Origin of the sequence: Rhizobium azibense, from assembly GCF_004342325.1 — a bacterium.
Lineage (GTDB): Bacteria > Pseudomonadota > Alphaproteobacteria > Rhizobiales > Rhizobiaceae > Rhizobium > Rhizobium etli_B.
Map to the genome: position 1 here is coordinate 25,214 of NZ_SMBJ01000012.1, position 26,472 is coordinate 51,685.

General features: G+C 59.7%; 21 protein-coding genes. 6 read left to right on the forward strand and 15 right to left on the reverse strand.

Going from position 1 to position 26,472, the window contains the following annotated elements:
- Nucleotides 1-200 precede the first annotated feature (200 nt).
- From EV130_RS26390 to hspQ, 3 genes are all read left to right on the forward strand, one after another.
- Nucleotides 201-539 (forward strand): P-II family nitrogen regulator, encoded by a 339-nt coding sequence (locus EV130_RS26390; protein ID WP_015339877.1) that lies wholly within the window; start codon nucleotides 201-203, stop codon nucleotides 537-539.
- A 60-nt stretch (nucleotides 540-599) separates the two neighbouring features.
- Nucleotides 600-2,009 carry a type I glutamate--ammonia ligase gene (glnA, locus tag EV130_RS26395; protein WP_022715580.1) on the forward strand — a complete coding sequence of 470 codons (1,410 nt, stop codon included), beginning with the start codon at nucleotides 600-602 and terminating at the stop codon, nucleotides 2,007-2,009.
- Nucleotides 2,010-2,158: 149 nt separating this feature from the next.
- On the forward strand, nucleotides 2,159-2,488 hold the full coding sequence (gene hspQ / locus EV130_RS26400; RefSeq protein WP_022715579.1) for a heat shock protein HspQ: 330 nt from the start codon (nucleotides 2,159-2,161) through the stop codon (nucleotides 2,486-2,488).
- A gap of 115 nt (nucleotides 2,489-2,603) precedes the next feature.
- Here the strand turns inward: hspQ and EV130_RS26405 are convergent, their stop codons facing one another.
- Nucleotides 2,604-3,254: an invasion associated locus B family protein gene (locus tag EV130_RS26405; protein ID WP_074061249.1), complete on the reverse strand. Its 651-nt coding sequence runs from the start codon at nucleotides 3,252-3,254 to the stop codon at nucleotides 2,604-2,606.
- Between the two features lie 270 nt (nucleotides 3,255-3,524).
- Between EV130_RS26405 and EV130_RS26410 the strand changes: the two genes are divergently transcribed.
- Both EV130_RS26410 and EV130_RS26415 read left to right on the forward strand, forming a co-directional pair.
- Complete coding sequence (locus EV130_RS26410; protein ID WP_132552550.1) at nucleotides 3,525-5,327, forward strand: extracellular solute-binding protein; 1,803 nt, start codon at nucleotides 3,525-3,527, stop codon at nucleotides 5,325-5,327.
- A gap of 97 nt (nucleotides 5,328-5,424) precedes the next feature.
- Nucleotides 5,425-6,096, forward strand: a complete 672-nt coding sequence (locus tag EV130_RS26415) for a DsbA family oxidoreductase (RefSeq protein ID WP_132552551.1) — start codon at nucleotides 5,425-5,427, stop codon at nucleotides 6,094-6,096.
- Nucleotides 6,097-6,102: 6 nt separating this feature from the next.
- On the opposite strand, the gene mfd is transcribed toward EV130_RS26415, so the two are convergent.
- Nucleotides 6,103-9,609, reverse strand: coding sequence for a transcription-repair coupling factor (gene mfd, locus EV130_RS26420; RefSeq protein WP_074061247.1), 3,507 nt, complete (start codon nucleotides 9,607-9,609; stop codon nucleotides 6,103-6,105).
- Nucleotides 9,606-9,923 (reverse strand): FAD assembly factor SdhE, encoded by a 318-nt coding sequence (locus tag EV130_RS26425; RefSeq protein WP_074063155.1) that lies wholly within the window; start codon nucleotides 9,921-9,923, stop codon nucleotides 9,606-9,608. The genes mfd and EV130_RS26425 overlap by 4 nt, the downstream gene beginning before the upstream one ends.
- A 91-nt stretch (nucleotides 9,924-10,014) precedes the next feature.
- On the opposite strand from EV130_RS26425, the gene recG reads away from it, so the two are divergent.
- Complete coding sequence (gene recG / locus EV130_RS26430; protein WP_132552552.1) at nucleotides 10,015-12,120, forward strand: ATP-dependent DNA helicase RecG; 2,106 nt, start codon at nucleotides 10,015-10,017, stop codon at nucleotides 12,118-12,120.
- Here the strand turns inward: recG and EV130_RS26435 are convergent.
- The 12 genes from EV130_RS26435 to EV130_RS26490 form a co-directional block, all read right to left on the reverse strand.
- Nucleotides 12,076-12,807, reverse strand: a complete 732-nt coding sequence (locus EV130_RS26435; protein WP_074061245.1) for a DUF502 domain-containing protein — start codon at nucleotides 12,805-12,807, stop codon at nucleotides 12,076-12,078. The two genes, recG and EV130_RS26435, sit on opposite strands and share 45 nt — an antisense overlap.
- Before the next feature lie 116 nt (nucleotides 12,808-12,923).
- Nucleotides 12,924-14,750, reverse strand: a complete 1,827-nt coding sequence (gene glmS, locus EV130_RS26440) for a glutamine--fructose-6-phosphate transaminase (isomerizing) (RefSeq protein ID WP_132552553.1) — start codon at nucleotides 14,748-14,750, stop codon at nucleotides 12,924-12,926.
- Between the two features lie 94 nt (nucleotides 14,751-14,844).
- Nucleotides 14,845-16,209, reverse strand: a complete 1,365-nt coding sequence (gene glmU, locus EV130_RS26445) for a bifunctional UDP-N-acetylglucosamine diphosphorylase/glucosamine-1-phosphate N-acetyltransferase GlmU (protein ID WP_132552554.1) — start codon at nucleotides 16,207-16,209, stop codon at nucleotides 14,845-14,847.
- A gap of 76 nt (nucleotides 16,210-16,285) precedes the next feature.
- On the reverse strand, nucleotides 16,286-17,038 hold the full coding sequence (locus EV130_RS26450; RefSeq protein WP_074061242.1) for a FadR/GntR family transcriptional regulator: 753 nt from the start codon (nucleotides 17,036-17,038) through the stop codon (nucleotides 16,286-16,288).
- 11 nt (nucleotides 17,039-17,049) lie between these two features.
- Nucleotides 17,050-18,018 carry a galactofuranose ABC transporter, permease protein YjfF gene (gene yjfF, locus EV130_RS26455; protein WP_074061241.1) on the reverse strand — a complete coding sequence of 323 codons (969 nt, stop codon included), beginning with the start codon at nucleotides 18,016-18,018 and terminating at the stop codon, nucleotides 17,050-17,052.
- The gene (locus EV130_RS26460; protein WP_074061240.1) at nucleotides 18,015-19,031 is read right to left on the reverse strand and encodes an ABC transporter permease; all 1,017 of its coding nucleotides are present in this window, start codon (nucleotides 19,029-19,031) and stop codon (nucleotides 18,015-18,017) included. The genes yjfF and EV130_RS26460 overlap by 4 nt, the downstream gene beginning before the upstream one ends.
- Complete coding sequence (ytfR, locus tag EV130_RS26465) at nucleotides 19,028-20,551, reverse strand: galactofuranose ABC transporter, ATP-binding protein YtfR (RefSeq protein ID WP_132662203.1); 1,524 nt, start codon at nucleotides 20,549-20,551, stop codon at nucleotides 19,028-19,030. Before ytfR ends, EV130_RS26460 begins: the two co-directional genes overlap by 4 nt.
- Before the next feature lie 116 nt (nucleotides 20,552-20,667).
- Nucleotides 20,668-21,630 carry a galactofuranose ABC transporter, galactofuranose-binding protein YtfQ gene (gene ytfQ / locus EV130_RS26470; RefSeq protein ID WP_074061238.1) on the reverse strand — a complete coding sequence of 321 codons (963 nt, stop codon included), beginning with the start codon at nucleotides 21,628-21,630 and terminating at the stop codon, nucleotides 20,668-20,670.
- Between the two features lie 143 nt (nucleotides 21,631-21,773).
- Nucleotides 21,774-22,847: a BMP family ABC transporter substrate-binding protein gene (locus EV130_RS26475; RefSeq protein WP_132552557.1), complete on the reverse strand. Its 1,074-nt coding sequence runs from the start codon at nucleotides 22,845-22,847 to the stop codon at nucleotides 21,774-21,776.
- Nucleotides 22,848-22,895: 48 nt separating this feature from the next.
- Entirely contained in the window at nucleotides 22,896-23,813 is a 918-nt protein-coding gene (locus tag EV130_RS26480) for an ABC transporter permease (protein ID WP_132662205.1), read from the reverse strand.
- Nucleotides 23,810-24,907: an ABC transporter permease gene (locus EV130_RS26485; protein WP_132552559.1), complete on the reverse strand. Its 1,098-nt coding sequence runs from the start codon at nucleotides 24,905-24,907 to the stop codon at nucleotides 23,810-23,812. Before EV130_RS26485 ends, EV130_RS26480 begins: the two co-directional genes overlap by 4 nt.
- Nucleotides 24,897-26,462: an ABC transporter ATP-binding protein gene (locus EV130_RS26490; protein ID WP_132662345.1), complete on the reverse strand. Its 1,566-nt coding sequence runs from the start codon at nucleotides 26,460-26,462 to the stop codon at nucleotides 24,897-24,899. The genes EV130_RS26485 and EV130_RS26490 overlap by 11 nt, the downstream gene beginning before the upstream one ends.
- Between the last annotated feature and the right edge of the window lie 10 nt (nucleotides 26,463-26,472).

The following is a 26,472-nucleotide window of genomic DNA, read 5'->3' on the forward strand; positions in this document are numbered from 1 at the left end:
GCGATTTTTGAATTTTGGATGGCAATCCCAATCGATTTTGCTGGAAAAAACGCCTCAAAAAGTCCCGAGAAGCCGCAAATTCGGGGGGAATTGACATATTTTTTCGCTCTTCGGCGTTGCGAACTGGCACGATACCTGCATCATGTCTCGCGAGCGGCAATTTGCCCGCTTTAACGGGAGAAGCGGAGAGTCATTTTCTCATGAAAAAGATCGAAGCGATCATAAAGCCTTTCAAGCTGGACGAGGTGAAGGAAGCCCTTCAGGAAGTCGGCCTGCAGGGCATCACTGTCACGGAAGCAAAGGGCTTCGGTCGTCAGAAGGGCCATACGGAACTTTACCGCGGCGCTGAATATGTCGTCGACTTTCTGCCCAAGGTGAAGGTCGAGGTCGTGCTCGCCGACGAAAATGCGGAAGCCGTCATCGAAGCGATCCGCAAGGCCGCGCAGACCGGCCGAATCGGAGACGGAAAGATTTTCGTATCCAACGTCGAAGAAGTTATTCGAATCCGTACCGGCGAGACCGGCATCGACGCTATATAAGGCGGCTCGCCCGACGCGGCGAAATTTATTCATCGTCATTGCAAATGAAAGGGAGATTTCATGGCGACCGCGAACGAAATTCTTAAGCAGATCAAAGAAAACGACGTCAAGTTCGTTGATCTGCGCTTTACCGACCCCAAGGGCAAGCTGCAGCACGTCACGATGGACGTTTCGTGCGTAGATGAGGATATGTTCGCGGACGGCGTCATGTTCGACGGTTCCTCGATCGGCGGCTGGAAGGCGATCAACGAGTCCGACATGGTGCTGATGCCGGACACTGAAACGGTTCACATGGACCCGTTCTTCGCCCAGTCCACCATGGTCATCGTCTGCGATATTCTCGATCCGGTTTCAGGCGAAGCCTATAACCGCGATCCGCGCGGCACGGCAAAGAAGGCCGAGGCCTACCTCAAGGCATCCGGCATCGGCGACACGATCTTCGTTGGTCCGGAAGCTGAATTCTTCGTTTTCGACGATGTGAAGTACAAGGCCGATCCTTACAATACCGGCTTCAAGCTCGACAGCAGCGAACTACCGTCGAACGACGATACCGACTACGAGACAGGCAACCTTGGCCACCGTCCGCGCGTCAAGGGCGGTTATTTCCCTGTTCCGCCGGTCGACAGCGCCCAGGACATGCGCTCGGAAATGCTGACGGTGCTTGCCGAAATGGGTGTCGTCGTCGAGAAGCACCACCATGAAGTGGCCGCCGCCCAACACGAACTGGGCATCAAGTTCGACACGCTCGTCCGCAATGCAGACAAGATGCAGATCTACAAGTACGTCGTGCACCAGGTCGCCAATGCCTACGGCAAGACGGCAACCTTCATGCCGAAGCCGATCTTCGGCGACAATGGCTCGGGGATGCACGTGCACCAGTCGATCTGGAAGGGCGGCAAGCCGACTTTTGCCGGTGACGAATATGCCGGCCTTTCCGAAACCTGCCTTTACTACATCGGCGGCATCATCAAGCATGCCAAGGCTATCAACGCCTTCACCAATCCATCGACCAATTCTTACAAGCGTCTCGTTCCGGGTTACGAAGCACCGGTGCTGCTTGCCTATTCGGCCCGCAACCGCTCGGCCTCCTGCCGCATTCCGTTTGGCTCCAACCCGAAGGCTAAGCGCGTCGAAGTGCGCTTCCCCGATCCGACCGCAAACCCATATCTCGCTTTCGCCGCCATGCTGATGGCCGGTCTTGACGGCATCAAGAACAAGATCCATCCCGGCAAGGCCATGGACAAGGATCTCTACGATCTGCCGCCGAAGGAATTGAAGAAGATCCCGACTGTTTGCGGTTCGCTGCGTGAAGCCCTCGAAAGCCTCGACAAGGACCGCAAGTTCCTGACGGCCGGCGGTGTCTTCGACGACGATCAGATCGACGCCTTCATCGAGCTGAAGATGGCAGAGGTGATGCGCTTCGAGATGACCCCCCATCCGGTCGAATACGATATGTACTATTCGGCTTGATTGCTCAGCGGGAGGCTCCGGTTAGCCGGAGCCTTCCTTCCTTGTCACTGAGGCTGATGGCGGCATGACACTCATGTGACGAAGACCCGCAAGAATCTTGATTTGGGCGGGTCCAATCACCAAATCAGGTGATGAAAGGAAGTCGTACCATGAAAGAAAGAGTAGCAAAGTTCAGTATCGGTGAAGTGGTCCGGCACAAGGTTTTTCCGTTTCGCGGCGTCATCTTCGATGTCGATCCGGAATTCGCGAATACCGAAGAGTGGTGGAATTCGATCCCTCCCGACGTCCGCCCTGACAAGGACCAGCCCTTCTACCACCTGCTCGCGGAAAATGACGAAAACGAATATGTCGCTTACGTCTCCGAGCAGAACCTGGTGAATGACGAAAGCGGCATTCCGCTTCGCAATCAGCAGGTTTATCAGATTTTCGATCAAGCGCCGTCCGGCCAGCTCAAACCCAAGATGAGCTTTGCCCACTAAGACGCAGAATCGAATATGATTTCAAACCCCGCTCCGGCGGGGTTTTCGTTTGCCGTAACAACAAAACCCGGCGCGGTGGCCGGGTCCTTGTTCATTCTCTTGCGCGCTGGCACGATTACTGCGCCTTGGCGGCGTTCTGTGCGTCTTCGAGCTTCTTGCGGGCTTCTTCAGCTTTCTTCTGCATGCTGTCCTGCAGGCTCTTTTGGCTTTCGGCGAGCTTGTTTGGCGAAACGGCTTCGCCATCATAGGCGCCGGTAAAGCCTTCGAGCGAAATCTTGATCGGGTTCGGCGCGCGGCGGAAGTTGATTGACGTGAAGATCACATCGCTTCCCTTCTTGAGGCCGGCGATCATCGCATCTGTCAATGGGATTTCGGCGGTGCACTTGTCCGGCAGGCAGACGGCATAATCGAGCTTCTGGCCCTTGTTGTTATCGACCTGCATCATGATGCCGGGTGGAATCAGGCGGGCGGTCGGCACCGAAACCTGCAGAATCTTGCGGTTGACCTTGCCCGAGATACTGATGAGGCCGACAGCCGTGACGAGCTGGCCGCCGTTGGCGAGGATCAAGTTCTGAACGACACAGATATCGTTGTCTTCCTGCTTGCTGCAGGTCTTGTACCAGCCAAGACGCGGCGCGCCGGCAGCTTGGGCGGGTGCGTTTGCACCTTCCTGCGCGAAAGAAGATACCGGGGCCGAAGCGGCGCCGAAAGCTACTGCCAGTACGGACAGAGCTGCCCGCATTTTCTTATCAGACTTGAACATCATAACGGATTCTGTCTCCTGATACCCATTCGGGACCGCGATCTGCCGTCCTCTCCAACCGGGGTCATTCGGCATTCCACCTCCAAGAACATTAAGGCAAATGCATGTCCCCCAAAACCCGGGACCACCTGTTACATTGAGGTGATCCAGATATCCAGTATTTCTTTGGCAATTTCTGGATGGGTCGAAAGATTTCGGCGTGCAATGTTCGATTTGGCGCCGTGCATGATAGTCTTCGGCCGAATCGTGCCTTTTGCCGGAAAGGATTTAAGCATGCTCCGGGTTGTTCTCCCCCTTGCCTTTACGCTGTTCTGCGGCACCGTTGCTGCCAGCCCGCTGCATGGAATCGCCATGCACGGGGAACCCGCCCTGGCCCCGGATTACAAGCATTTTCCCTACGTCAACCCGGACGTGAAAAAAGGCGGCAGGATCACCTATGGCGTCGTCGGCACCTTCGACAATCTTAACCCCTTCATCTTGAAAAGCATGAGAACGACAGCGCGCGGCATGTGGGATCCGGACTATGGTAACCTCGTCTACGAATCGCTGCTGTTGCGCTCCCGGGACGAGCCTTTCACTCTCTATGGACTGCTTGCGGAAACGGTCGAATGGGACGAGGACCGCACGTTCATCCAGTTCAATCTCAACCCGAAAGCCAAGTGGTCCGACGGACAGCCGGTGACAGCCGACGACGTCATATTCTCCTTTGAGTTGCTGCGCGACAAGGGACGCGTGCCATTTGCGAATCGTCTCAGCCTTGTCTCCAAGATGGAAAAGGTCGGAGAGCGAAGCGTGCGCTTCACTTTCAACGATAAGGCAGATCGCGAAACTCCGATGATCTTTGGGCTTTTTCCAGTCCTGCCCAAGCACGCCATCGATCCTGAAACCTTCGATCGAACGTCTCTCGTGCCGCCGCTCGGCTCCGGCCCTTACAAGATCAAGACGGTGAAGCCCGGCGAGAGTATCACCTATGAGCGGGACCCAGACTATTGGGGCAAGGATATTCCCTCCAAGGTCGGCATGGACAATTACGACCAGATCACCGTTCAGTATTTTCTTCAGGACACGACGCTCTTCGAAGCCTTCAAGAAGGGCGATATCGACGTCTATCCCGACGGCAGCCCCGGCCATTGGGCGACGGCCTATAATTTTCCGGCGGTTTCTTCCGGTACCGTGATCAAGGATGCATTCCCGTCGAAGCTGCCGAGTGGCATGTTCGGCTTTGTCTTCAACACGCGACGGCCGGTTTTCGCCAACATCAAGGTCCGCGAGGGACTGTCGCTGATCTTCGACTTCGAATGGGCGAACAAGACGCTTTATTCCGGTGCCTACAAGCGTACGCAAAGCTTCTGGCAGAATTCCAAGCTTTCGAGTTTCGGCGTTCCGGCCGACGCGCGCGAACTCGACATGCTCGGCCCGATCAAGGACAAGATCGAGCCTGCCATCCTCGAAGGGACCTATAAGATGCCTGTGACCGATGGTTCCGGACGCGACCGCATCGTGCTGAAAAAGGCAGTGCAGGTGCTGAAAGAAGGCGGCTATTCGATCCAGGGCGGCAAGATGGCGGATGCCAATGGCAAGCCGCTTTCCTTCGAGATCATGACTCAGAATGCCGATCAGGAGAAACTTGCGATCGCCTTTCAGCGTTCGCTCCAGACGCTGGGCATTGCCGCTTCGATCCGCACGGTGGATGATTCGCAATATCAGAACCGCACCAATAGTTTCGACTATGATGTTATACTTAAATCTTATGTGTCGTCGCTCTCGCCTGGCAATGAGCAGCTTTCCTATTGGTCCTCGGCTGCGCGCGACCGCGAGGGCAGTTCAAATTTCGCCGGCGTTGCCGACCCAAATGTCGATGCTTCGATCAAGCATATTCTCACGGCGCGCTCCGACGAGGATTTCACCGCTGCCGTCAGGTCGTATGACCGATTGCTGCTTTCTGGCCATTATGTGTTGCCCCTCTATCACATCGACCAGCAATGGGTCGCACGCAACAAGCGGCTCGGCCGTCCGGATGTTGTGCCGCTTTACGGTTACCAGCTTCCGACCTGGTGGGATCAGAGCGTGCAATAAGCGTGCAGGAGCCGGTTCCTTTTTCCTGCCTGGTTGAAGTCGAACGCCTCAGGGCATAGATGGCGTGGAAAGCCTCGGACCGATGAAAGGAACCACCGTGGAACGCATAACCATCGACGTCGTATCGGACGTCGTCTGCCCTTGGTGCTACCTCGGCAAGGCACGGCTTGAGCTCGCAATAGCCGAAGTGCAGGACGAAGTGGGCGTCGACGTCAACTGGAGGCCCTACCGCCTCAATCCCGACTATCCGTCCGAGGGCGTCGATCAGAAGAAAGCGCTGGAGCAGAAGCTCGGCGGCAGCGGGCGCGTCGCGCAGGCTCACAAGATGCTGGTCGACTTCGGCCGCGAGGTCGGCATCAATTTCGACTTCGAAGCGATCAAGATCGGGCCGAATACGCTCGATGCGCACCGCGTGATCCATTGGGCGATGGCCGAGGACCGCGAGAAACAGGACCGTGTCGTCAACGCCCTCTTCAAGGCGAACTTCGAGGAAGGCAGAAATGTCGGAGACCATGCAGTATTGCTCAACATCGCCGAGCAAGCCGGTCTAAACCGCGCTGTGATTTCCTCCCTGCTTGCTTCGGATGCCGACCGTGAGCTGGTGATTGCCGAGATCGAGGCGGCCAAGAAGATGGGTGTCAACGGCGTCCCCTTCTTCATTTTCGATCAGCAATACGCTGTCAGCGGTGCCCAGACGCCGGACGTGCTGGCAGGTGCGCTTCGCGACATCGCCAAGACGAAGTCTGAAGCGCGCGCCGGGCTGAACTGACCGGCCCTACGGCTTTGCCAATTCGGCCAGCTGCGTCATGACGACGGCCGCGCCCTGCAGCCGCTTTTCCGGCGTCGGCAGGTCGCGGGTCAAAAACACGCTGTGGTCCGGACGGATCTTCGCCATCGTGCCCTGCTTGGCGATATACCCGACCAGGTTTGCCGGATTCGGGAATTCCTTGTTTCGGAACTGGACGACCACGCCCTTCGGGCCGGCGTCCAGCTTTTCAACATTGGCGACGCGGCAAAGCGATTTGATGTAGACGATCTTCAAAAGGTGCTGCACCTCGATCGGCATCGGACCGAATCGGTCGATCATTTCGGCGCCGAAGGCATCTATTTCCTTGAGCTCGGTGATCTCGCCGAGGCGACGATAGAGCGCCATGCGCAGATGGAGGTCCGGCACGTAGCCGTCCGGGATCATCACAGGCGTCCCAACCGAAATCTGCGGCGACCAGCCGGTATCTTGAATTTCGTCCACGCCCTTCACCTCAGCGACCGCCTCTTCAAGCATCTGCTGGTAAAGCTCGAAGCCGACTTCCTTGATATGGCCCGATTGTTCCTCGCCGAGAAGGTTACCGGCCCCGCGGATATCGAGGTCGTGGCTGGCGAGCTGGAAGCCGGCGCCGAGCGTATCCAGCGACTGCAACACCTTGAGGCGACGCTCGGCGGTTGCCGTCAGCACCTTGTTGACCGGCAGCGTGAACAGCGCGAAAGCGCGGACCTTCGAGCGGCCGACGCGGCCGCGCAGCTGATAGAGTTGCGCCAGACCGAACATGTCGGCGCGGTGGACGATCAGCGTGTTGGCTGTCGGGACATCGAGGCCGGATTCGACGATCGTCGTCGAAAGCAAGACGTCGTAGCGGCCCTCGTAGAAGGCATTCATGACGTCTTCGAGTTCGCCCGCCGGCATCTGGCCATGGGCGACTGCAACCTTCAACTCGGGAACATCCGACCGCAGAAAGGCATGCACGTCCTCAAGGTCCGCCAAGCGAGGACAGACGTAGAAGCTCTGGCCGCCGCGATAATGCTCGCGCATCAGCGTCTCGCGGATGACGAGGCTGTCGAAAGGCGAAATAAAGGTGCGCACCGCCATGCGGTCGACCGGCGGTGTAGTGATCAGCGACAGCTCACGGACGCCGGTCATCGCGAGCTGCAGTGTGCGCGGGATCGGCGTTGCCGAAAGTGTCAGCACGTGGACGTCACTCTTCAGCTCCTTCAGGCGTTCCTTGTGCTTCACGCCGAAATGTTGCTCCTCGTCGATGATAAGGAGGCCGAGATTGGCGAATTTAATGCCGGCACCGAGCAGCGCGTGCGTTCCGACGACGATATCGGTCTTGCCCTCGGCTACCTCCTTCTTCGTAAGGGCGAGTTCCTTGGCACCGACAAGGCGCGAGGCCTGCTGTATACGCACCGGCAGGCCACGGAAGCGCTCCATAAAGGTCTTGAAATGCTGGCGGGCAAGCAGCGTTGTCGGTACGACGACGGCGACTTGAATGCCATTCATCGCCGCGATGAAGGCGGCCCGCAGCGCAACTTCCGTCTTGCCGAACCCGACGTCGCCGCAGACGAGGCGATCCATCGGACGCCCGGCGGCAAGGTCGCCGCGCACGGCCTCAATGGCATTGTCCTGATCTTCCGTCTCATCGTAAGGGAAGCGCGCCGCAAACTCGTCGTAGAGCCCTTCCTGTGTCGTCAGCGCCGGCGCGTGCCGGGTCAAACGCTCGGCCGCAATCCGGATCAGAGCGTCAGCCATGTCGAGTAGGCGCTTCTTGAGTTTCGCCTTGCGCATCTGCCATGCGCCGCCGCCGAGCCTGTCCAGCTGAGCTTCGGTTCCCTCACCGCCATAACGTGACAGCAGATCGATGTTTTCGACCGGCAGGAAAAGCTTGGCGTCATCGGCATATTGCAGCTCCAGGCACGCATGCGGGGCGCCGGCCGCCTCGATTGTCTTCAGGCCGACGAAACGGCCAATGCCGTGTTCGGCGTGAACGACGACCGAACCCTCGTCGAGACCTGCAACTTCCGAAATGAAGTCGGCAGCGCGCTTGCGGCGCTTGGTGCGGCGAACCATGCGGTCGCCGAGAATGTCCTGCTCGCCGATGACGATGAGGTCACCGGTCTCGAAGCCCGACTCGAGGCTGAGCACGGCTGCTGCCGCCTCGCCCCTGTCCAGCTGATCGACGGCCTTCAATGTTTCGACCGGCTTGACGCGCTCTAGGCCATGTTCGTTCAGCACCTGCAGCAGGCGTTCAAGCGAACCCTCCGTCCAGGCGGTAATGAGAACCTTCGCGCCGCCTGCGCGCCTTTCGGCGATATGCTTGACGACGACATCAAAGATGTTGACGCGCTCGGTATTGCCGCCGCCTTCAACATTCGCCCGCGCCCAACGCTCGCCCTGGCGCGCACCGATATTGACGACGCGCCTGGCCTCGCCCTCGTGCTCGTTGAAGGGTGAAATCCGCATGGTGTTCAACGCATCCAGAACCTTCGCAAAGGATTGGCTGTCGAGATAAAGTTGACCCGGCGTCACAGGCTTGTAGGGCGTTCCCTGGGCCATCTGGCCCTTGACCTGCCGGCCTGAGTTCAGGCGGGCGTCGAAATAGTCGAGCACGAGCTTGGAGCGCTCTTCTGCGGCCTCACGCACGGTATGATCCGCGACCAGCCGAAAACCCTTCAGGTAATCAAACACAGTCTCCAGATTCTCGTAAAAGAGCGGCAGCCAGTGCTCCATGCCGGGATAGCGACGCCCTTCGGAAACGGCGAGATAAAGCGCATCGTCGCGGGTCGCAGCGCCAAAGGCCGAGAGATAATTCTTGCGGAAGCGGCTGATTGTATCCGGCGTCAGCGTCACTTCGCTCATCGGATTGAGATCGAGAGAACGCACCTGCCCGGTCGTCCGCTGGCTTGCCGGATCAAAGCTGCGGATGCTCTCCAGAGTATCGCCAAAGAAATCGAGGCGGACCGGCTCTTCGGAGCCCGGAACGAAAACGTCGAGGATGCCACCGCGCACCGCATATTCGCCCACCTCGCGCACCGTCGCGACCCGGTCGAAACCATTGCGTTCCAGCCGCCCGGCGAGGTCGTCCATGCGCACCTGGTTGCCTGGGCGGGCCGAAAATGCCAGGCTCTCGATCACATTTTGGGGCGCCACCTTCTGCAGCATTGCGTTGACGGTAACGAGCACGATTGCCGCATGCGGCTTTTTTCGATGGGCGATCAGGCCGCTCAGTGCCGCCAGGCGGCGGGCCGAGGTGTCGGCGCTGGGCGAAACGCGGTCGTAGGGCAGGCAGTCCCAGGCGGGCAGCGTAAGAACCGGAATGTCGGGAGCTACAAAGCCGAGCATCTGCTCCAGGTCGGCCATGCGCTGCCCGTCGGAAAGCACGTAGGCGACCGGTCCGCCAGCGCGTGCCAATTCGGCGAGCAGGAGCGGTTCCAGGCCGGACGGCACATTGCCGATCGTCAGAGGCTCGGCAACGGCGGCAAGCTTGCTTGCATCAAATCCTGGGATCATTCCGGCTTCCTGGATGCGGGGTCGGCCGGGTATTCGAAATCCGGCTTGAAGGCTGCGAGGCGTTGGAACATTGGAGTTTGAAAGCGCTCCGGGATGGGCCACGTACCCATAACCCAGCGCAGAAGGTCGTTGTCTTCCTCGCCCATTATGGTTTCGAGCTCATCGAGCTCAGCTTCCGACAGCGTCGCCACCTCGGCTTCGGCGAACTGGCCGAAGACCAGATCCATCTCGCGCAGCCCGCGATGCCAACAGCGGAACAATATGCGGCGGCGGCGCGGGTCGAGACCGGCACTCGAGAGTGTCACACCTGTCATGGCATCACCTTCCTGTTGATGCGCCTCTATAGCCCCTCGAAAGCGGCTTGTCAGCCTTGCCAATGCCCTATTCTTCATCGCATTTTGCAGCATGCGCCCCACCATCCTCGATCCGCTGTTTTCCCCCGTTTCGGCTCTTTCGGGCGTCGGCCCGAAGATTGCCGAGCTGCTGGTGAAGCTGCTTGGACGCGAGACACCGGACGACACAAGGATCATCGACCTGCTCTTCCATGCGCCGCATTCGCTGATCGATCGGCGCAACCAGCCGAAAATTGCGCGCGCGCCGCAAGGTTCGATCGTGACGATCACCGCGCGGGTCGACCGGCACCAGCCCCCGCCGAGGGGCAAGAGCAATATTCCCTACCGCGTCTTCCTGCACGACGAGACTGGCGAACTCAGCCTCGTCTTCTTCCGCGGACAGGCCGCGTGGCTGGACAAACAGCTTCCGATCGACGAGGAGGTCACCGTCAGCGGCAAGATCGACTGGTTTAACGGTCGGGCAACGATCGTGCATCCGGACTACATCGTAAAGGCAGGCGATACGGAGAGCCTGCCGCTCGTCGAGCCGGTCTACCCGCTGACCGCCGGGCTTTCACCGAAGACGCTGCACAAGATCATCGAGGCGGCGGTGCTGCGAATGCCGGAACTGCCGGAATGGATCGATCTTTCACTGGCGCAGGCACAGGGGCTGCCTTCGATCGCCGACAGTTTCCGTATGCTGCATGAACCGCGCGATCCGACAGACGTCGATCCGCAAGCCCCTGCCCGGCGAAGGCTTGCCTATGACGAGTTCCTCGCCGGACAGTTGTCGCTGGCGCTGGTACGCCAACGGCTTACCAAGGTCGCCGGGCAGCCGGTCCATGCCACCGGCGAAATCAGCGGCAGGATCCTGCAGACGCTGCCCTTTTCGCCCACGCGCAGCCAGATGGAAGCAATCGCCGACATCCTGAAGGACATGGCTGGCGAAGACCGCATGCTGCGGCTGCTGCAGGGCGATGTCGGCTCCGGTAAGACGCTGGTGGCCCTGATGGCCATGGCCGCGGTGATCGAGTGTGGCGGACAGGCCGTTCTGATGGCTCCCACCGAGATTCTCGCGCGTCAGCACCATGCGACGATCTCAAAATTCTCCGCTTCTGTTGGTCTCGCTATCGAGGTACTGACGGGCCGCACCAAGGGACGTGAGCGCGACGATATCCTCGGACGCATCGCTTCCGGCGAAGCCCAAGTCATCATCGGCACGCATGCGCTCTTCCAGGAGAGCGTCAATTACAAAAAACTCATGCTGGCAGTCGTCGACGAGCAGCATCGCTTCGGCGTTCACCAGCGGCTGCGGCTGACGGCCAAGGGCATTTCCCCGCACATGCTGGTGATGACGGCAACTCCCATTCCGCGCACGCTGGTGCTCGCCGCGTTCGGCGACATGGATGTCTCCAAGCTCACCGAGAAACCTGCCGGCCGCAAACCGATCCAGACGATCACGATACCGAGCGAACGGACCGGGGAAATCATAGAGCGGCTGCAAAGCGCGCTTGCCGAAGGCAAGAAGGCCTATTGGATCTGCCCGCTGGTCGAGGAATCCGAAGAGCTCGATCTCATGTCAGCCGAAGAGCGGCATGCGACGCTGGTCTCGACGCTTGGACCCAGCATCGGCCTCGTCCACGGCCGCATGAGCGGAGCGGAGAAAGACGCCGTGATGATGGCGTTCAAGAACGGCGAACTCAGGCTGCTGGTGGCGACGACCGTCGTCGAAGTGGGCGTCGACGTGCCGGATGCGACGATCATGGTGATCGAGCATGCCGAACGCTTCGGTCTCGCGCAGCTCCATCAGCTTCGCGGCCGCGTCGGACGCGGTGACGAAGCATCGACCTGCATCCTGCTCTACAAAGGTCCGCTCGGCGAGACCGGTCATGCGCGTCTGTCAATCATGCGGGAAACGGAGGACGGCTTCCGGATCGCAGAAGAAGACTTGAAGCTGCGCGGCGAAGGCGAACTGCTCGGCACCCGCCAATCCGGCACGCCCGGTTTCCGGATCGCGAGCCTCGAAGCGCACGCCGATCTTCTGGAGATCGCCCGAAGGGATGCCGCCTATGCGATCGAGCGCGACCCGGAACTCACGAGCGAACGCGGTTTCGCGTTCCGCACCCTGCTCTATTTATTCCGGCGCGACGAAGCGATCCGCTTTCTTCGCGCGGGCTAAAAGTCTCGGTTTTCCCGGAACCGCCGGTTCCTTGGACGGCTTGGCCGGAAAGTCTGGCGCTACGAGGCCGCCGGAGACGAGCAGCTTGGCGCCGTCCTCCGCACTCATGTCGAGCACGACGATCTTTTCGCGCGGCACGAAGATCAAAAAGCCGGCGGTCGGTATTGGCGTCGGCGGCAGAAACACGCTCACCATATCCTGGCCCATCGCATTGAACTTCGAAGCAATTTCGCCCTTTGCATCCGTTGCGATGAACACCAGCGCCCAAAGGCCTGGGCTCGGATACTCGATGAGGCCCACCTTCTTGAAGGAATTGCTGCGTTCCTCCAGCACCGTCTCGAATATCTGCTTCACGCTCTTGTAGATGCTGCGCACCAGCGGCACGCGCCGTACCACCGACTCGCCGAACTGCACGATTGTCTGGCCGATAAGGTTCTTGCCGAGAAAACCGATGATGGTGATGAAGATCATCGCGATCACCAGGCCAGAGCCGGGTACTGCGAAGTTCAGGTAGCTGTCCGGGTCGTAGCGCGCCGGAATGTAGGGTTTCACCCAGCTGTCGGCCCACCGGACGACGGACCACGTCAGCCACAGCGTGATCGCAATCGGAGCACAGATGATGAGGCCCGCGAGGAAGTTGTTTCTCATGCGGGTCGCTATCGGCAATCGGGGCAGTTTGTGCGTCATCGCTCGCGATGAACTCCCTTGAATCTACCGGCTGTCGTGATCACGCGCACCCCCGCACCTGGAACGAAGCTGCCAGAATTCGGCCCCTTTCACAAGCCTTCAGGCGGCTTTCCGATTCACTCAACCGTGACCGATTTTGCGAGGTTTCGTGGCTGGTCGACATCCGTGCCCATGAAGACGGCGGTGTGGTAGGCGAGCAGTTGGATCGGCAGCGAGAAGATCATCGGCGCGATGATCTCAGGGACGTTCGGAAGCGCGATCGTCGCCAATGTCGGCAGCTTGGAGGCAGCAGCACCTGCTTCGTCGGTGATGAAGATGATCCGGCCGCCGCGGGCTGCGACTTCCTGCATATTCGAAACGGTCTTTTCGAAGAACCGGTCGTAAGGCGCGATCACGATGACCGGCATGTTCTCGTCGATCAGCGCGATCGGGCCGTGCTTCAATTCGCCCGCCGCATACCCTTCCGCATGGATGTAGGAAATTTCCTTGAGCTTCAGCGCACCTTCCATCGCGAGGGGGAAGCTGGTGCCGCGGCCGAGATAAAGCACGTCGCGGCACTTGGAGAGTTCGCGCGAGAGACTTTCCATCTGCGGCTGGACGAGGTTCAGCACGCGGCTCATGATGCGCGGCATTTCGGCAAGCTGCCGGACAAGCCCCTTTTCCTCATCGGCGCTTACGGTGCCGCGCGCCTTGCCCGCGCCGATCGCCAGAGACGCGAGGACGGCCAGCTGGCAGGTGAAGGCCTTCGTCGAAGCAACTCCGATTTCAGGACCGGCCATGATCGGGAAGACGGCATCGGATTCGCGCGCGATCGTCGATTCCTGCACATTGACCACGGCGCCGATTTTCAGACCGTTGTCCTTGCAGTAGCGGAGCGAGGCCAGCGTGTCCGCAGTTTCCCCGGACTGCGAGATGAAAAGTGCCGCCTGCGACGGCTGCAGCGGCATTTCGCGATAGCGGAATTCCGAGGCGACATCGATCTCGACCGGCAGACGAGCGTAGCGCTCGAACCAGTACTTTCCGATCAGACCGGCGAGATAGGCGGTGCCGCAGGCCGAGATCGCGAGGCCGCTGACGGATTTGAAATCGATCTCCGACGCATTGGACCCAATCGTGTTCTCGGCAAAATTCATATAGTGGCTGAGCGCGTGGGAGATAACTTCCGGCTGCTCATAAATTTCCTTCTCCATGAAGTGACGATGGTTACCCTTGTCGACGACATAGGCCGTCGCCTGCGATATCTGCCGCGGGCGGTTTAGCGGGTTTCCGGAGAAATCGACGATGGTCGCACCGTCGCGGGTGATGACCGCGCAGTCGCCGTCCACGAGATAGGTGATTTCGTTGGTAAAGGGCGATAGAGCGATTGCATCCGAGCCCAAGAACATTTCGCCATTGCCGAAACCGATGGCAAGGGGCGGGCCGGAGCGCGCTGCCAGCAACGTGCCCGGATCGCTTTGCAGCATGACGACCAGCGCATAGGCGCCTGTCACGCGGTTCAGCATCCTCAGCATTGCAGCGCGGGGCTCAAGTCCTTCGCGCAGGTATCTCGCCATTAAGTGGGCAACGACTTCGGTGTCGGTCTGGCTTTCGAATACGGCACCATCTGCGTTGAGCTCGTCACGAAGCTCCGAGAAATTCTCGATGATGCCGTTGTGAACGACCGCCACGCCCTCGACGAAATGCGGATGCGCATTCGTCTCGTTCGGAACGCCGTGCGTTGCCCAGCGCGTATGGGCGATGCCGGTCGTACCGGGCAGCGGCTCGAGGTCGAGGCACTTCTCGAGATTGAAGAGCTTGCCCTTGGCGCGGCGGCGACTCATCACGCCACCGTGGATCGTCGCGACGCCCGCCGAATCGTAACCCCGATACTCGAGCCGCTTCAGCGCATCGACCAAACGTTCCGCGACCGGCTGACTGCCGACGATCCCCACAATACCGCACATGAACAATCCCCAACGCTTCGAAAATAACGAGCAAGTCCTAGCGATTTTCTGTTGTTTCTCAATCGGTCAGCCGGTCACTTTCGATTTCCGGCCGTTACTCAGCCTTGGCTTGCTTTGCGGCCTTGATCGCCTGTGCGCGCTCGCGGATCGACGTGGCGCGCCCCGGTTTCACTTCCTGGCGCGCCCGGCCGAAAGCGAGCGCCTCGGCAGGAACATTGTGGGTGATGACGCTGCCCGACGCAATATAGGCGCCGTCACCAATGCTGACCGGAGCAACCAGCGCGCTGTTGGAGCCGATGAAGGCGTTGGCGCCGATTCGGGTCTCGTGCTTGTTCACGCCGTCATAATTGCAGGTGATCGTGCCCGCGCCGATATTGGCCCCGGCACCGATGACCGCATCACCGATATAGGTCAGATGATTGACTTTGGCGCCCTCACCGATCTGCCCGTTCTTCACTTCGCAGAAGTTGCCGACCTTCGATCTCTCGCCGAGATCGGCGCCCGGCCGCAGGCGTGCAAAGGGGCCGACCGTCGCACCGGCACTCACATGCGCGCCTTCAATATGGGAGAAAGCATGAATCACCGCGCCGCCGTCAATCACCGCGCCCGGACCGAAAACGACGTTCGGCTCGATCAGCGCGTCCTGGCCGATCACCGTGTCGTGGGACAGGAAAACGGTTTCGGGGGCGATCATCGTTACGCCGGAGATCATCAATTCGTGGCGGCGGCGCTCCTGCCAGAACCGTTCGATCGCCGCGAGCTCGGCCCTGTTGTTGCAGCCTGTCATTTCCACTTCCGGCGCATCGACGGCCGTTACCCGACCGCCGAGCGAGCGGGCAATCTCGACGAGGTCCGTGAGATAGTACTCGCCTTTGGCATTGCCGTTTCCAACGCGCGCAAGAAGATCGAGCGCCTTGCGGCCGTTGATCGCCATCAGGCCGCTATTGCACCATGTGACGGCGCGCTCCGCATCGGTCGCATCCTTCTCCTCGCGGATCGCAAACAATTCGCCATCCTTGACGAGCAACCGGCCGTAGCCTGTGGGCTTGCTCGTATGGAAGCCGATGACGACGATGTCGCTGCCCTCCGCCAGTTTCTGGCGCGCCGCCTTCAGCGGCCCCTCGGTCTGCAACGGGACATCCCCATAGGTTACCAGGATATCGTCATAGCCGCGGCTAATCGCTTCGCGTGCTGCAAGAACTGCATGTCCAGTTCCGAGGCGCTCCTTTTGCAAGTGTGCCTCGACCTCGACGCCCCCGATTCTGGCGGCCCTCGAGACCTCGTCGGCATCACGACCGACAACGAGAGCGACCGACGAAATGCCGGCCTTCGCCACGGCGTCCACGACATGTGCGATCATCGGCCGGTTGGCGACCGGATGCAGCACCTTCGATCTCGAGGATTTCATGCGTGTACTGTCGCCGGCGGCAAGAATGACGGCAAGGCAGGTGCGTTCCATGGGGCAGCTCCGGGAATCCGTTGTTCAGCTCTGCCTCATAGCAGCAAGGCGAAGCTGCGACAAAGATCAAATTAGATCAGGCGGAAACCTCGGAGAAGGCCGCATAGGCGTCACGCACTTGTTCGCGGCCTTCAACGATAACATCTTCCATCGCCTTGCGGGCGCCGGCAACGTCGCCGGCGACGATCGCATCGACAATGCGCATATGCGTGTCGGCGATGTTGGCGAAACCGTTCTGCGATGGCGGCGTGCTGAGTCGGAACATGCCTACGAGGGCGGCCTCGATCAAACTTCCGAGCGTGCGCATGAATGGGTTGTGGGAAGCATCCGCGACAGCGAGATGGAATCTCAGGTCGGCGAGCGCAAGGCTCTCCGTCGTGTGACCGGGCGCAGCCATATCGAGCGCCAGTGCACGCAGCGTCGCGATGTCATCGGCGTTTGCACGTTCTGCCACAAGGCCCGCGGCGAAAGGTTCCACCGCCAGGCGGATGTCGTAGAGTTGAAGCAGGAATTCTTCGGTGACGCCGTGGTCGAAGTGCCAGGCGATGATCTCGCTGTCGAACATGTTCCAGAGGTTCTTCTCCGTCACACGCGTGCCGACACGGGCCTTGGCAACAACCATTCCCTTGGCTGCAAGCGTCTTCATCGTTTCGCGAAGGACGGTGCGGGAGACCTTGAAGCGTTGGGCAAGCTCGACGTCACCGGGCAAAATCGAGCCGACCGGATAGGTTCCGGCAACGATGGCCTTGCCAAGCTCGTCCACGACCTGCGCGTGGCTCGTGCGGGTCTTCCGACCGGTCCTTCGTGTCTCAAGCAATCGGTTGCGCAACAAGTCCTCCGTCAGGCGTACCTCTTGTTCAAACTGGACAAGAACAGGATGGCCTTTTGCATCAGGATAAACGCAAATAGCAAAAGGCCGATCAGGATTTTCGTCCACCAGCTCGAGAGCGTCCCGTCGAAGGTGATATATGTCTGAATGAGCCCCTGTATCAGGAGACCGATGAAGGTTCCCGCTACGAATCCTGCTCCCCCGGTCAGAAGTGTCCCCCCAATGACCACCGCCGCGATGGCGTCAAGCTCGACACCGACCGCCGCCAGAGAATATCCGGCAGACGTATAGAGCGAAAAAACGATTCCGGATAGGCCCGCCAAAAAGCCAGAGAGCGCGTAGATCCGGATGGTCGTCGGGCCGACCGGGACACCCATCAACTCCGCCGTCTGGACGCCGCCACCGAGCGCGTAGACATTCGCTCCGAAGCGGGTGCGATGGGCGATGAAGACGCCGGCGATGAAAACCAGCAGCATGACCCCGCCGACCAGCGTCAGGCGTCCGCCGCCCGGCAACCGATAGTAAATGCCGGTCAGCGTCGAATAGTAATCGTGGTCGATGGGGATACTGTCGATCGAAAGCACATAGGACATGCCGCGTGCCAGGAACATGCCTGCAAGCGTCACGATGAAAGCCGGCATCTTCAAGTAATGAATCACCGCGCCCATCAGTCCACCGAAGGCGGTGGTGATGGCGAGAACCAACGCAAAGGCTGCAAGCGGATGAATTGAGGTGTCCCGCAGCACGACGGCAAGGAACACGCCGGTAAAGGCGATGACCGAGCCGATCGAAAGATCGATACCACCCGAAATGATGACGAAGGTCATGCCGACTGCGGCTATTCCCAGGAAAGCGTTGTCGGTCAACAGATTGCCGGCGACGCGGGTCGAGAGCATGTTCGGGTACTGCAGCGCGCAGGCAGCATAGGAAAGGACGAAGATGACGATGGTTGCCAGGAGCGGCAGGTATCTGGAGTTCATTTCGACAGCTCCGCTCTGGCTTCCGGCTTGCGGCTGAAGAAGACTGCGGCCGATTGCAGCGCAGGCGACTGGATGATGAGAATGATCAGGACGATCACGGCCTTGATGATCAGGTTGAATTCCGGTGGGAAACCGGACAGCAGGATACCGGTATTGACTGCCTGGATGATCATTGCCCCGATCAGCGAGCCGAGGATGCTGAAGCGCCCGCCAAGGAGAGAATTACCGCCCACGACCACCGCAAGGATCGCATCGAGCTCCAGCCAGAGACCGGCATTGTTGGCATCAGCACCCTTGATGTCGGCGGCCACGATAATGCCGGCGATCGCCGCACAGAGCGCGCTCAGCATATAGACCGCCATCAAAAGAACGGGCGTACGAACCCCTGAAAGCGTGCTGGCACGGCGATTTATCCCGACCGATTCAATCAGCATTCCAAGTGCTGTCCGCCTCACGAGCAGGATTACCAACGCGCCCGCGATCAGCCAGATCACGACGGGCATCGGCAAAAACGCAAAGGAGCCGCTGCCGAAAAATATCAGACCCGGATCATTGAAGGTCATGATCACCCCTTCGGTGATCAACTGCGCGATGCCGCGTCCGGCGACCATTAGCACAAGCGTGGCGATGATCGGCTGGATATTCAGGATCGCCACCAAAAAGCCGTTCCAAACACCGCATAGCAGCCCGACGCAGAGTGTGGTGATCAGCGTGTATGCCAGCGGATTTCCGGAGACGATCGACGATGCGGCAACCGCACCGCAGATGGCAATGACGGCGCCGACGGAAAGATCGATTCCCTTCGTCGCGATCACCAGCGTCATGCCGATGGCGAGCAGGGCAACGGGCGCGCCGCGGTTCAGGACGTCGATCAGACTGCCATAGAGGCGGTCATTCTGAACGACGACATTAAAAAACTGCGGAAACATGATGAAATTCAACAAAAGAATGACGGCCAGCGCAATCAATTGCGGTGCCAGGCGTATGGAAAGCGCCTTCAGAGAGGAATTCATGCATCCTCCATTTTCTGTTCAGCCGCGACGATCGCGTCGATGATGTGGGATGCAGTCAAGCGGTCCCCAGCAAGCTGGGCAACGTGTTCGCGGTCGCGAAGGACGACGACGCGTGAACTATAGGCGACAAGCTCTTCCAATTCAGATGAAATCACAATCAGCGACATGCCCTTTGCACAAAGCTCCTCGATCAGCCGGATGATCTCCGCATGGGCACCGACGTCGATGCCGCGCGTCGGTTCGTCGAGGATCAGAAAATCGGGATTGGTCGCAAGCCAGCGCGCGAGGATGGCCTTCTGCTGGTTGCCGCCCGAAAGCAGCCGGATCGGTTTCTCGCGGTCGGTCGTGCGGATATCGAGCGCCTTTATATATTGGTCCGCAAGAGCGTTCTGTTCGCCGCGCGATAGCGGTCTCGCCCAGCCGCGGCGGGCCTGAAGCGCCAGCGCGATATTCTCGCGGATCGACAGATCGCCGATAATCCCGTCGGTCTTGCGGTCCTCCGGGCAGAACCCGAAGCCGTGCCCGATTGCAGCGCGCGGGCTCGACAGCGCCACGACCTTGCCATCGATCACCGCCCTGCCACTGTCGGCATTCTCTATGCCGAAGAAAAGTTCTGCCGTCTCTGTCCGTCCCGAACCGAGCAGGCCGGCTATGCCGACGACTTCGCCCACGCGAATGTCGAGATCGAAAGGCTTGACCTTGCCACGCTTGCCATAGCCCTCGAAGCGATATTTGACGCTGCCTGCAACGGTCGTGCGTTCCTTTGCGGCCTCTTCCGTCTGTGCCAGTTCGCGGCCGAGCATCATCGGGATCAGCGCCTGCCGCGGTAGTTCCGCCACTTCCCGGGTGCCGACAAGCCTGCCGTTGCGAAGCACCGTGATCCGGTCGCTGATCGCGTAAACCTGTTCCAAAAAATGTGTAATAAACACAATGCCTAATCCACGTCTCTTCAAGTCATTAATGACATTGAAAAGCATCGCGACTTCGTGCGTATCAAGGCTCGCCGTCGGCTCGTCAAGGATCAGAACCTTGCCGGAAAGATCGACTGCACGGGCAATGGCGATCACCTGCTGGACGGCGACGGAGAAGCGGTCGAGCTGTGCCGTGACATCGATGTCCAGGCCATATTGCGCCAGTAGCTCACGCGACATCCGGTTCATTGCACGCGTGTCGATCATGCCGAAACGCAGCGGCTGACGGCCAAGGAAAAGGTTTTCGGCGACGCTGAGATTCGGCAGGAGATTCACCTCCTGATAAACAGTCCCGATGCCGAGCCTCTGTGCCGCCAGCGTGTCTGTGGGATCGATCTCGCTGCCCTCGAGCGCCAGTCTTCCATCGTCGCGGCGATAGGCGCCGGTCAGGCATTTTATGAGTGTGGATTTGCCGGCTCCGTTTTCGCCGAGCAGCGCATGGACCTCGCCCTTGCGAAGCGTGAAATCGACCCTGTCCAACGCCACGGCGCCGGGGAAGAATTTCGATATTCCGGACGCGACGAGAACGTTCTCGAATTCGTGAATCATGGCTCGATATTTTCCAGATATTGACCGCCCATGCCCTTGCACTTGATGGGCATGATGTTCCGTTCGAACGGGCAGCGCCGCACCGGCCATGAGCGCCGGTGCGGCTACAGTGTCAATTAGTAACCGAGGCCCTTCTTGGCTTCGTATACCTTCATCGGATCATCAGCCGGCGTATAGAGCTTCGATTCCGTCTGGATCCACTTCGGCGGCTCCTTCTTGTCCTTTAGGTAGGCCTCAAGCACATCGAATGCCGGCCCGGCCATGTTTGGCGTAAGCTCGACCGTCGCGTTGGCCTCGCCTGCCGCCATCGCCTGGAAGATGTCCGGAACGGCGTCGATCGAGACGACGAGGATATCCTTGCCGGGCTTCAAGCCGGCTTCCTTGATCGCCTGAATGCCACCAACGGCCATATCGTCGTTGTGGGCATAAAGCGCGCAGATGTCCTTGCCGCCGTTTTCAGCCTTCAGGAAGCTCTCCATGACTTCCTTGCCCTTGGCGCGGGTGAAGTCGCCGGTCTGGCTGCGGACGATCTTGAAGTTGTCATGGCCAGCAAGCGCCTCCTCGAAGCCCTTCTTGCGGGCAATAGCCGGGGAGGAACCGGTGGTGCCTTGCAGCTCGACGATGTTGCACTTTTTGTCGCCGGCATTCTTGACGAGCCATTCGCCCGCAACCTTGCCTTCATGAACCTGGTCGGAGGTCACAGCCGTCAAATAGAGGTCATCCGGAGCCTTGATGGTACGGTCGAGCAGGATAACCGGGATTTCGGCTTCCTTGGCTTCCTTGAGGACATCGTCCCAGCCGGTCTCGACGACGGGAGCGAGGAAAATCGCGTCGACGCCTTGTGCAACGAAGGAACGCAGCGCCTTGATCTGGTTCTCCTGTTTCTGCTGGGCATCCGAAAATTTCAGATCAACGCCGCGCTTCTCAGCTTCCTGCTTCGTCACCGTCGTCTCAGCGGCACGCCAGCCGGATTCCGACCCGATCTGCGAAAAGCCCACGACAAGCTCAGCTGCAGACGCTGAACCGAACATGCAGGCAGCCAGAACCGTGGCACTCAAAAGTGCATTTTTCAATTTCATGATTGTCTCTCCCAAATGCCGCTCCTCGCGGCGCAGGAGAGAAAAAATCATATAGTATTACTTTTGTAAATTATTATTTTTACGGCGGCACGAAAAAAGCGCTCCCCAGAGGAAGCGCCTTGCAACTGCCAAGGACAGCGATCTTATTGCGGCAGTTTGTCGTCGACTCCCTGGACGTAAAAGTTCATGCCGAGCAGCGTGCCATCATCGGCCTTCTCGCCATCCTTCAGCCACGGCGTTCCGTCCTGCTTGTTGATCGGGCCGGTGAATGGATGCAGCTCGCCGGATTTGATCTTGGCCTCGGTTTCTTCGGCCATCTTCCTTACGTCGTCTGGCATGTTCGTGTAGGGCGCCATGGTCAGAATGCCGTCCTTCAGGCCATCCCAGATCTGTTCAGACTTCCAGGTACCTTCGAGCAGCGCCCTTGTTCGCTTGATATAGTAAGCGCCCCATGTGTCGACGATTGCCGTCAACTGGGTCTTCGGACCTGCTTTGATCATGTCAGATGCCTGACCGAAAGCCATGATGCCGCGTTCGGCGGCAACCTGCATCGGCGCCGTGGTGTCGGTGTGCTGTGTCAAGATGTCGACGCCCTGGTCGATCAGTGCCTTGGCGGCGTCGGCTTCCTTGCCAGGGTCAAACCAGGTGTTGGCCCATACGACCTTCAGCTTGAAGTCGGGATTGACGGACTTGGCGCCGAGTTCGAAAGCGTTGATCCCCATCACCACTTCCGGAATCGGGAACGAGGCGATGTAGCCAGCCAGCCCCTTCTTGGACATCTTGGCGGCGATCTGGCCCTGAATGTAGCGGCCCTCATAGAAGCGCGAATTGTAGGTCGCGACGTTCTCCGCTGCCTTGAAGCCGGTTGCATGCTCAAACTTCACCTTCGGGAACTTCTGGGCCACCTTGATGGTGGCATCCATGAAGCCGAACGAGGTGGTGAAGATCAGCGAGCAGCCGGAGCGGGCCATACGCTCGATCGCGCGCTCGGCGTCCGGGCCTTCCGGAACACTTTCGAGGTAAGGTGTTTCGACCTTGTCGCCGAATTCCTTTTCGACCTCGAGGCGACCGTTTTCATGGGCTTGCGTCCAGCCGCCGTCCGTGCGGGTGCCGACATAGATAAAGCAGACCTTGGTTTTGTCTGCGGCTTGTGCGGTCGAGCCGACGCTGATGACAAGCGCAGCGGTTGCCGCAAGTGCGAGTGCTAGTTTCTTCATTTTAGCCCCTGTTGGTTGGGAGTTTTGAAACCCGTCTGTTGTTATGCGTCACCGGTCAGGCACGAAGGCCTTGCCAAGCGATGCCGGCGTGTTGATCAACGTCGTGCGCCGATTATGAGAAATGATGATGAGAACGACAATAGTCGCGGCATAGGGCAGCATCGAAAGAAACTGCGAGGGAATGCCTATCCCAAAGGCCTGCGCATGAAGCTGACCGATCGATACCGCACCGAACAGATAGCCTCCCGCAAGCACTCGCCATGGCCGCCAAGACGCAAAGACGACGAGCGCAAGCGCGATCCAGCCGCGCCCCGCCGCCATGTTTTCCACCCATTGCGGTGTATAGACGAGCGAAAGCTGCGCGCCGGCAAGCCCGGCACAGGCGCCGCCGAACATGACCGCCAGGTAGCGGGTACGAATGACATCGATGCCGAGCGCGTGTGCCGAACCGTGATTGTCGCCGATTGCCCGCAGTTTCAGGCCACTGCGGCTTTTGAAGAGGAACCAGTTGATGCCGATTACGAGCACAATCGACAGGTAGAAAACCAGGTCCTGATGGAAAAGCACCGGTCCGATGAAGGGGATCTCGGAAAGATAGGGAATGTAGACCTGCGGAACCTTGATCCCGGGGATGCCGACATAGCCCTCGCCGAGCATCCCGGAGGCTCCAAGCCCGAGGATCGTCAGCGCAAGACCGGTCGCGACCTGGTTGGTAACCAGCGTCAGCGTCAGGAAGCCGAAGAGAAACGAGAACACTGCGCCGGTCGCGATTCCGGCCAGCAGCCCGATATATGGCGATCCGGTGGCCTGGGCTGCCGCAAAGGCGCCGACGGCGCCCATAATCATCATTCCCTCAACGCCCAGGTTCAAGACACCGGCGCGCTCTGTCACGAGTTCACCGAATGCAGCGATCACGAGAGGCGTGGCGGCCGTGATGACGGTCAGCAATATCGCTTCGAAGATCATTGCGCCACCTTTCCGGTGACAGCCTGCACCCGCGACCAGACGATCCTGATCCTGTAGAAGATCAGCGTGTCGCACGAGAGCACGAAAAAGAGCAGGAGCCCCTGGAAGACACGCGTCACCTTGTCGGACACTCCGATCGAGAGTTGTGCCGCCTCGCCGCCGAGATAGGTGAGCGCCAGCACTAGGCCGGAGGCAGTGATGCCGAGGGGATTGAGGCGTCCGAGAAAGGCGACGATGATCGCAGTAAAGCCGTAACCCGGCGAAATGGCCGGCTGCAAGTGGCCGATCGAACCAGACACTTCGCAAATGCCGGCGAGACCGGCAAGCGCGCCGGACAACAGAAAGCTGAACCAGATCATCCGCCTCGAGGAGAAGCCGGCAAAGCGCCCTGCCCGCTCGGACTGGCCAAGCACCACGATCTCGAAGCCCTTCAGCGTATAACGCATCATGAACCAGATGAGGATCGCCGCCAGGATCGCGAGAACGAAGGCCCAGTGCGCGCGCCCCGACTCTTCCCAAATAGCAGGAAGGACCGCTTCCGGAGCAAAGTCCCGCGAAACGGGAAAATTGAAACCCTTCGGATCGCGCCAGGCGCCGCGGATCAGCCAGTCGAGGAAAAGCTGGGCGATATAGACCAACATCAGCGAGGTCAGAATTTCATTGGTATTGAAGTGAGCCTTCAGGAGTGCCGGGATGGCGGCGAAGAGCGCACCGCCGGTGGCGCCCATGATGAGCATCAGCGGAAGCACAAGCGGCGAATGCCAATCGTAGAAGACGATCGGCAGAATCGAGCCTGCGATAGCGCCGATGGTGAACTGGCCCTCGGCACCAATATTCCAGTTGTTCGAGCGATAGCAAACCGAAAGGCCCACTGCGATGAGGATGAGCGGCGCTGCTTTGATCGCCAGTTCGTGCAGCGACCAGACTTCAAGCAAGGGTTCGACGAAGAAGGCGTCCAGCGCCCCCACCGGATCCTTGCCGAGCAGAGCGAACATGATGCTGCCTGCAATCAGCGTCAGCACTAGCGCCAGGAGCGGTGAAACGAATCCGAAGAGTTTCGAGACCTGCGGCCGTTTTTCGAGTTCAATGCGCATCGCCGGCCTCCGCGGCAGGCCTGCTTTCATGCAGACCGCCCATCAGGATGCCGATCCGCTCGCGGGTCAGTTCGCCGGCCGGGAACGGCGGCGAGAGACGCCCTTCCGAGATGACGGCGATATCGGTTGCGACTTCAAATATCTCGTCGAGGTCCTGACTGATGACGAGGACGGCAGAGCCGGCTCGTGCGAGATCGACGAGAGCCTGACGAATGTGGCTCGCAGCTCCCGCGTCGACGCCCCAGGTCGGCTGATTGACAACGAGGACCGCCGGTTGGCGATCGAGCTCCCGGCCGACGATGAACTTCTGAAGATTGCCTCCTGACAACGCCGCTGCGGCGGGATCCTCACCGCTCTTTCGCACATCCATGCTTTCCGAAATGCGTTTTGCCGCACTCCTCACCGCTGCGCGCCGGATGACCTTGAGAAAGCCGCCGCCGAGGAAGGCCCTGCGATCCGACTGGCTGCGCGCGAGCACCACATTATCCGAAAGTTTCATGGCTGAAACTGCGGCGTGGCCGTGGCGCTCTTCGGGGACGAAACCCGCTCCGAGCAGGCGGCGGGCGGTGATGCCCTGCGTGCCGACAGGCTTCCTGCGGATCATGATCGCCTCAGGCTGCGCCACCGGATATTCGCCCGACAAGGCGTCAAAAAGCTCGCCCTGCCCGTTTCCGGCAACGCCGGCAATCGCCAGGATTTCGCCTGAGCGGACCGCAAGCGACACATCCCTGAGCGGTGTGGCAAAGGGCGTGCGCGCAGCAACTGAAAGGCTCGATACTGCAAGTTGAACGTCCCCGACATTGCCGCGGTCGGGATGACTCACGCTCGCCACGTGGGAGCCGACCATCATTCTGGCGAGGGAACCGGTTGTCTCCCGCTTCGGATCGCAGGCACCGGTAACCCTGCCGTGGCGAAGCACGGTTGCGCGATCGCAAATGCGCTGCACCTCCTCGAGGCGATGGCTGATATAGAGCACCGAGCGGCCCTCCGCCTTCAACTTGAAGAGCGTTTCGAAGAGTTTGTCGGCCTCCTGGGGCGTCAGAACCGAAGTCGGCTCGTCTAGGATGATCAGCTTTGGATTTTGCAGCAACGCGCGGACGATTTCGATGCGCTGGCGCTCCCCGACGGAAAGGTCGGCTACATGGGCATGCGGATCGAGCGGCAGCCCGTAAGCGCGCGACAATGCCCTGGCCTCCTCAGCAATCCGGCCGATCGGAATCTTGTCATCGAGCGACAGCGCGATGTTTTCGGCGACGGTCAGGGCCTCGAAGAGCGAAAAATGCTGGAAGACCATACCGATGCCGAGCTTGCGGGCTTCTCCAGGCGCAACAATCGCAACCGGTTCTCCATCCCAGAGTATATCGCCCGCCGTCGGCTCCAAAACGCCGAACAGCATCTTCACAAGAGTGGACTTGCCTGCGCCGTTCTCTCCGAGAAGCGCGTGGATTTCGCCCGAAGTGATATCGAGATCGATTTCGTTGCAAGCGGTAAAGCTGCCGAAGAGCTTCGTCAGTTTCCGGACCGACAGTAGCGCACCGGACGGCAGCGCATTCAATGACGACACG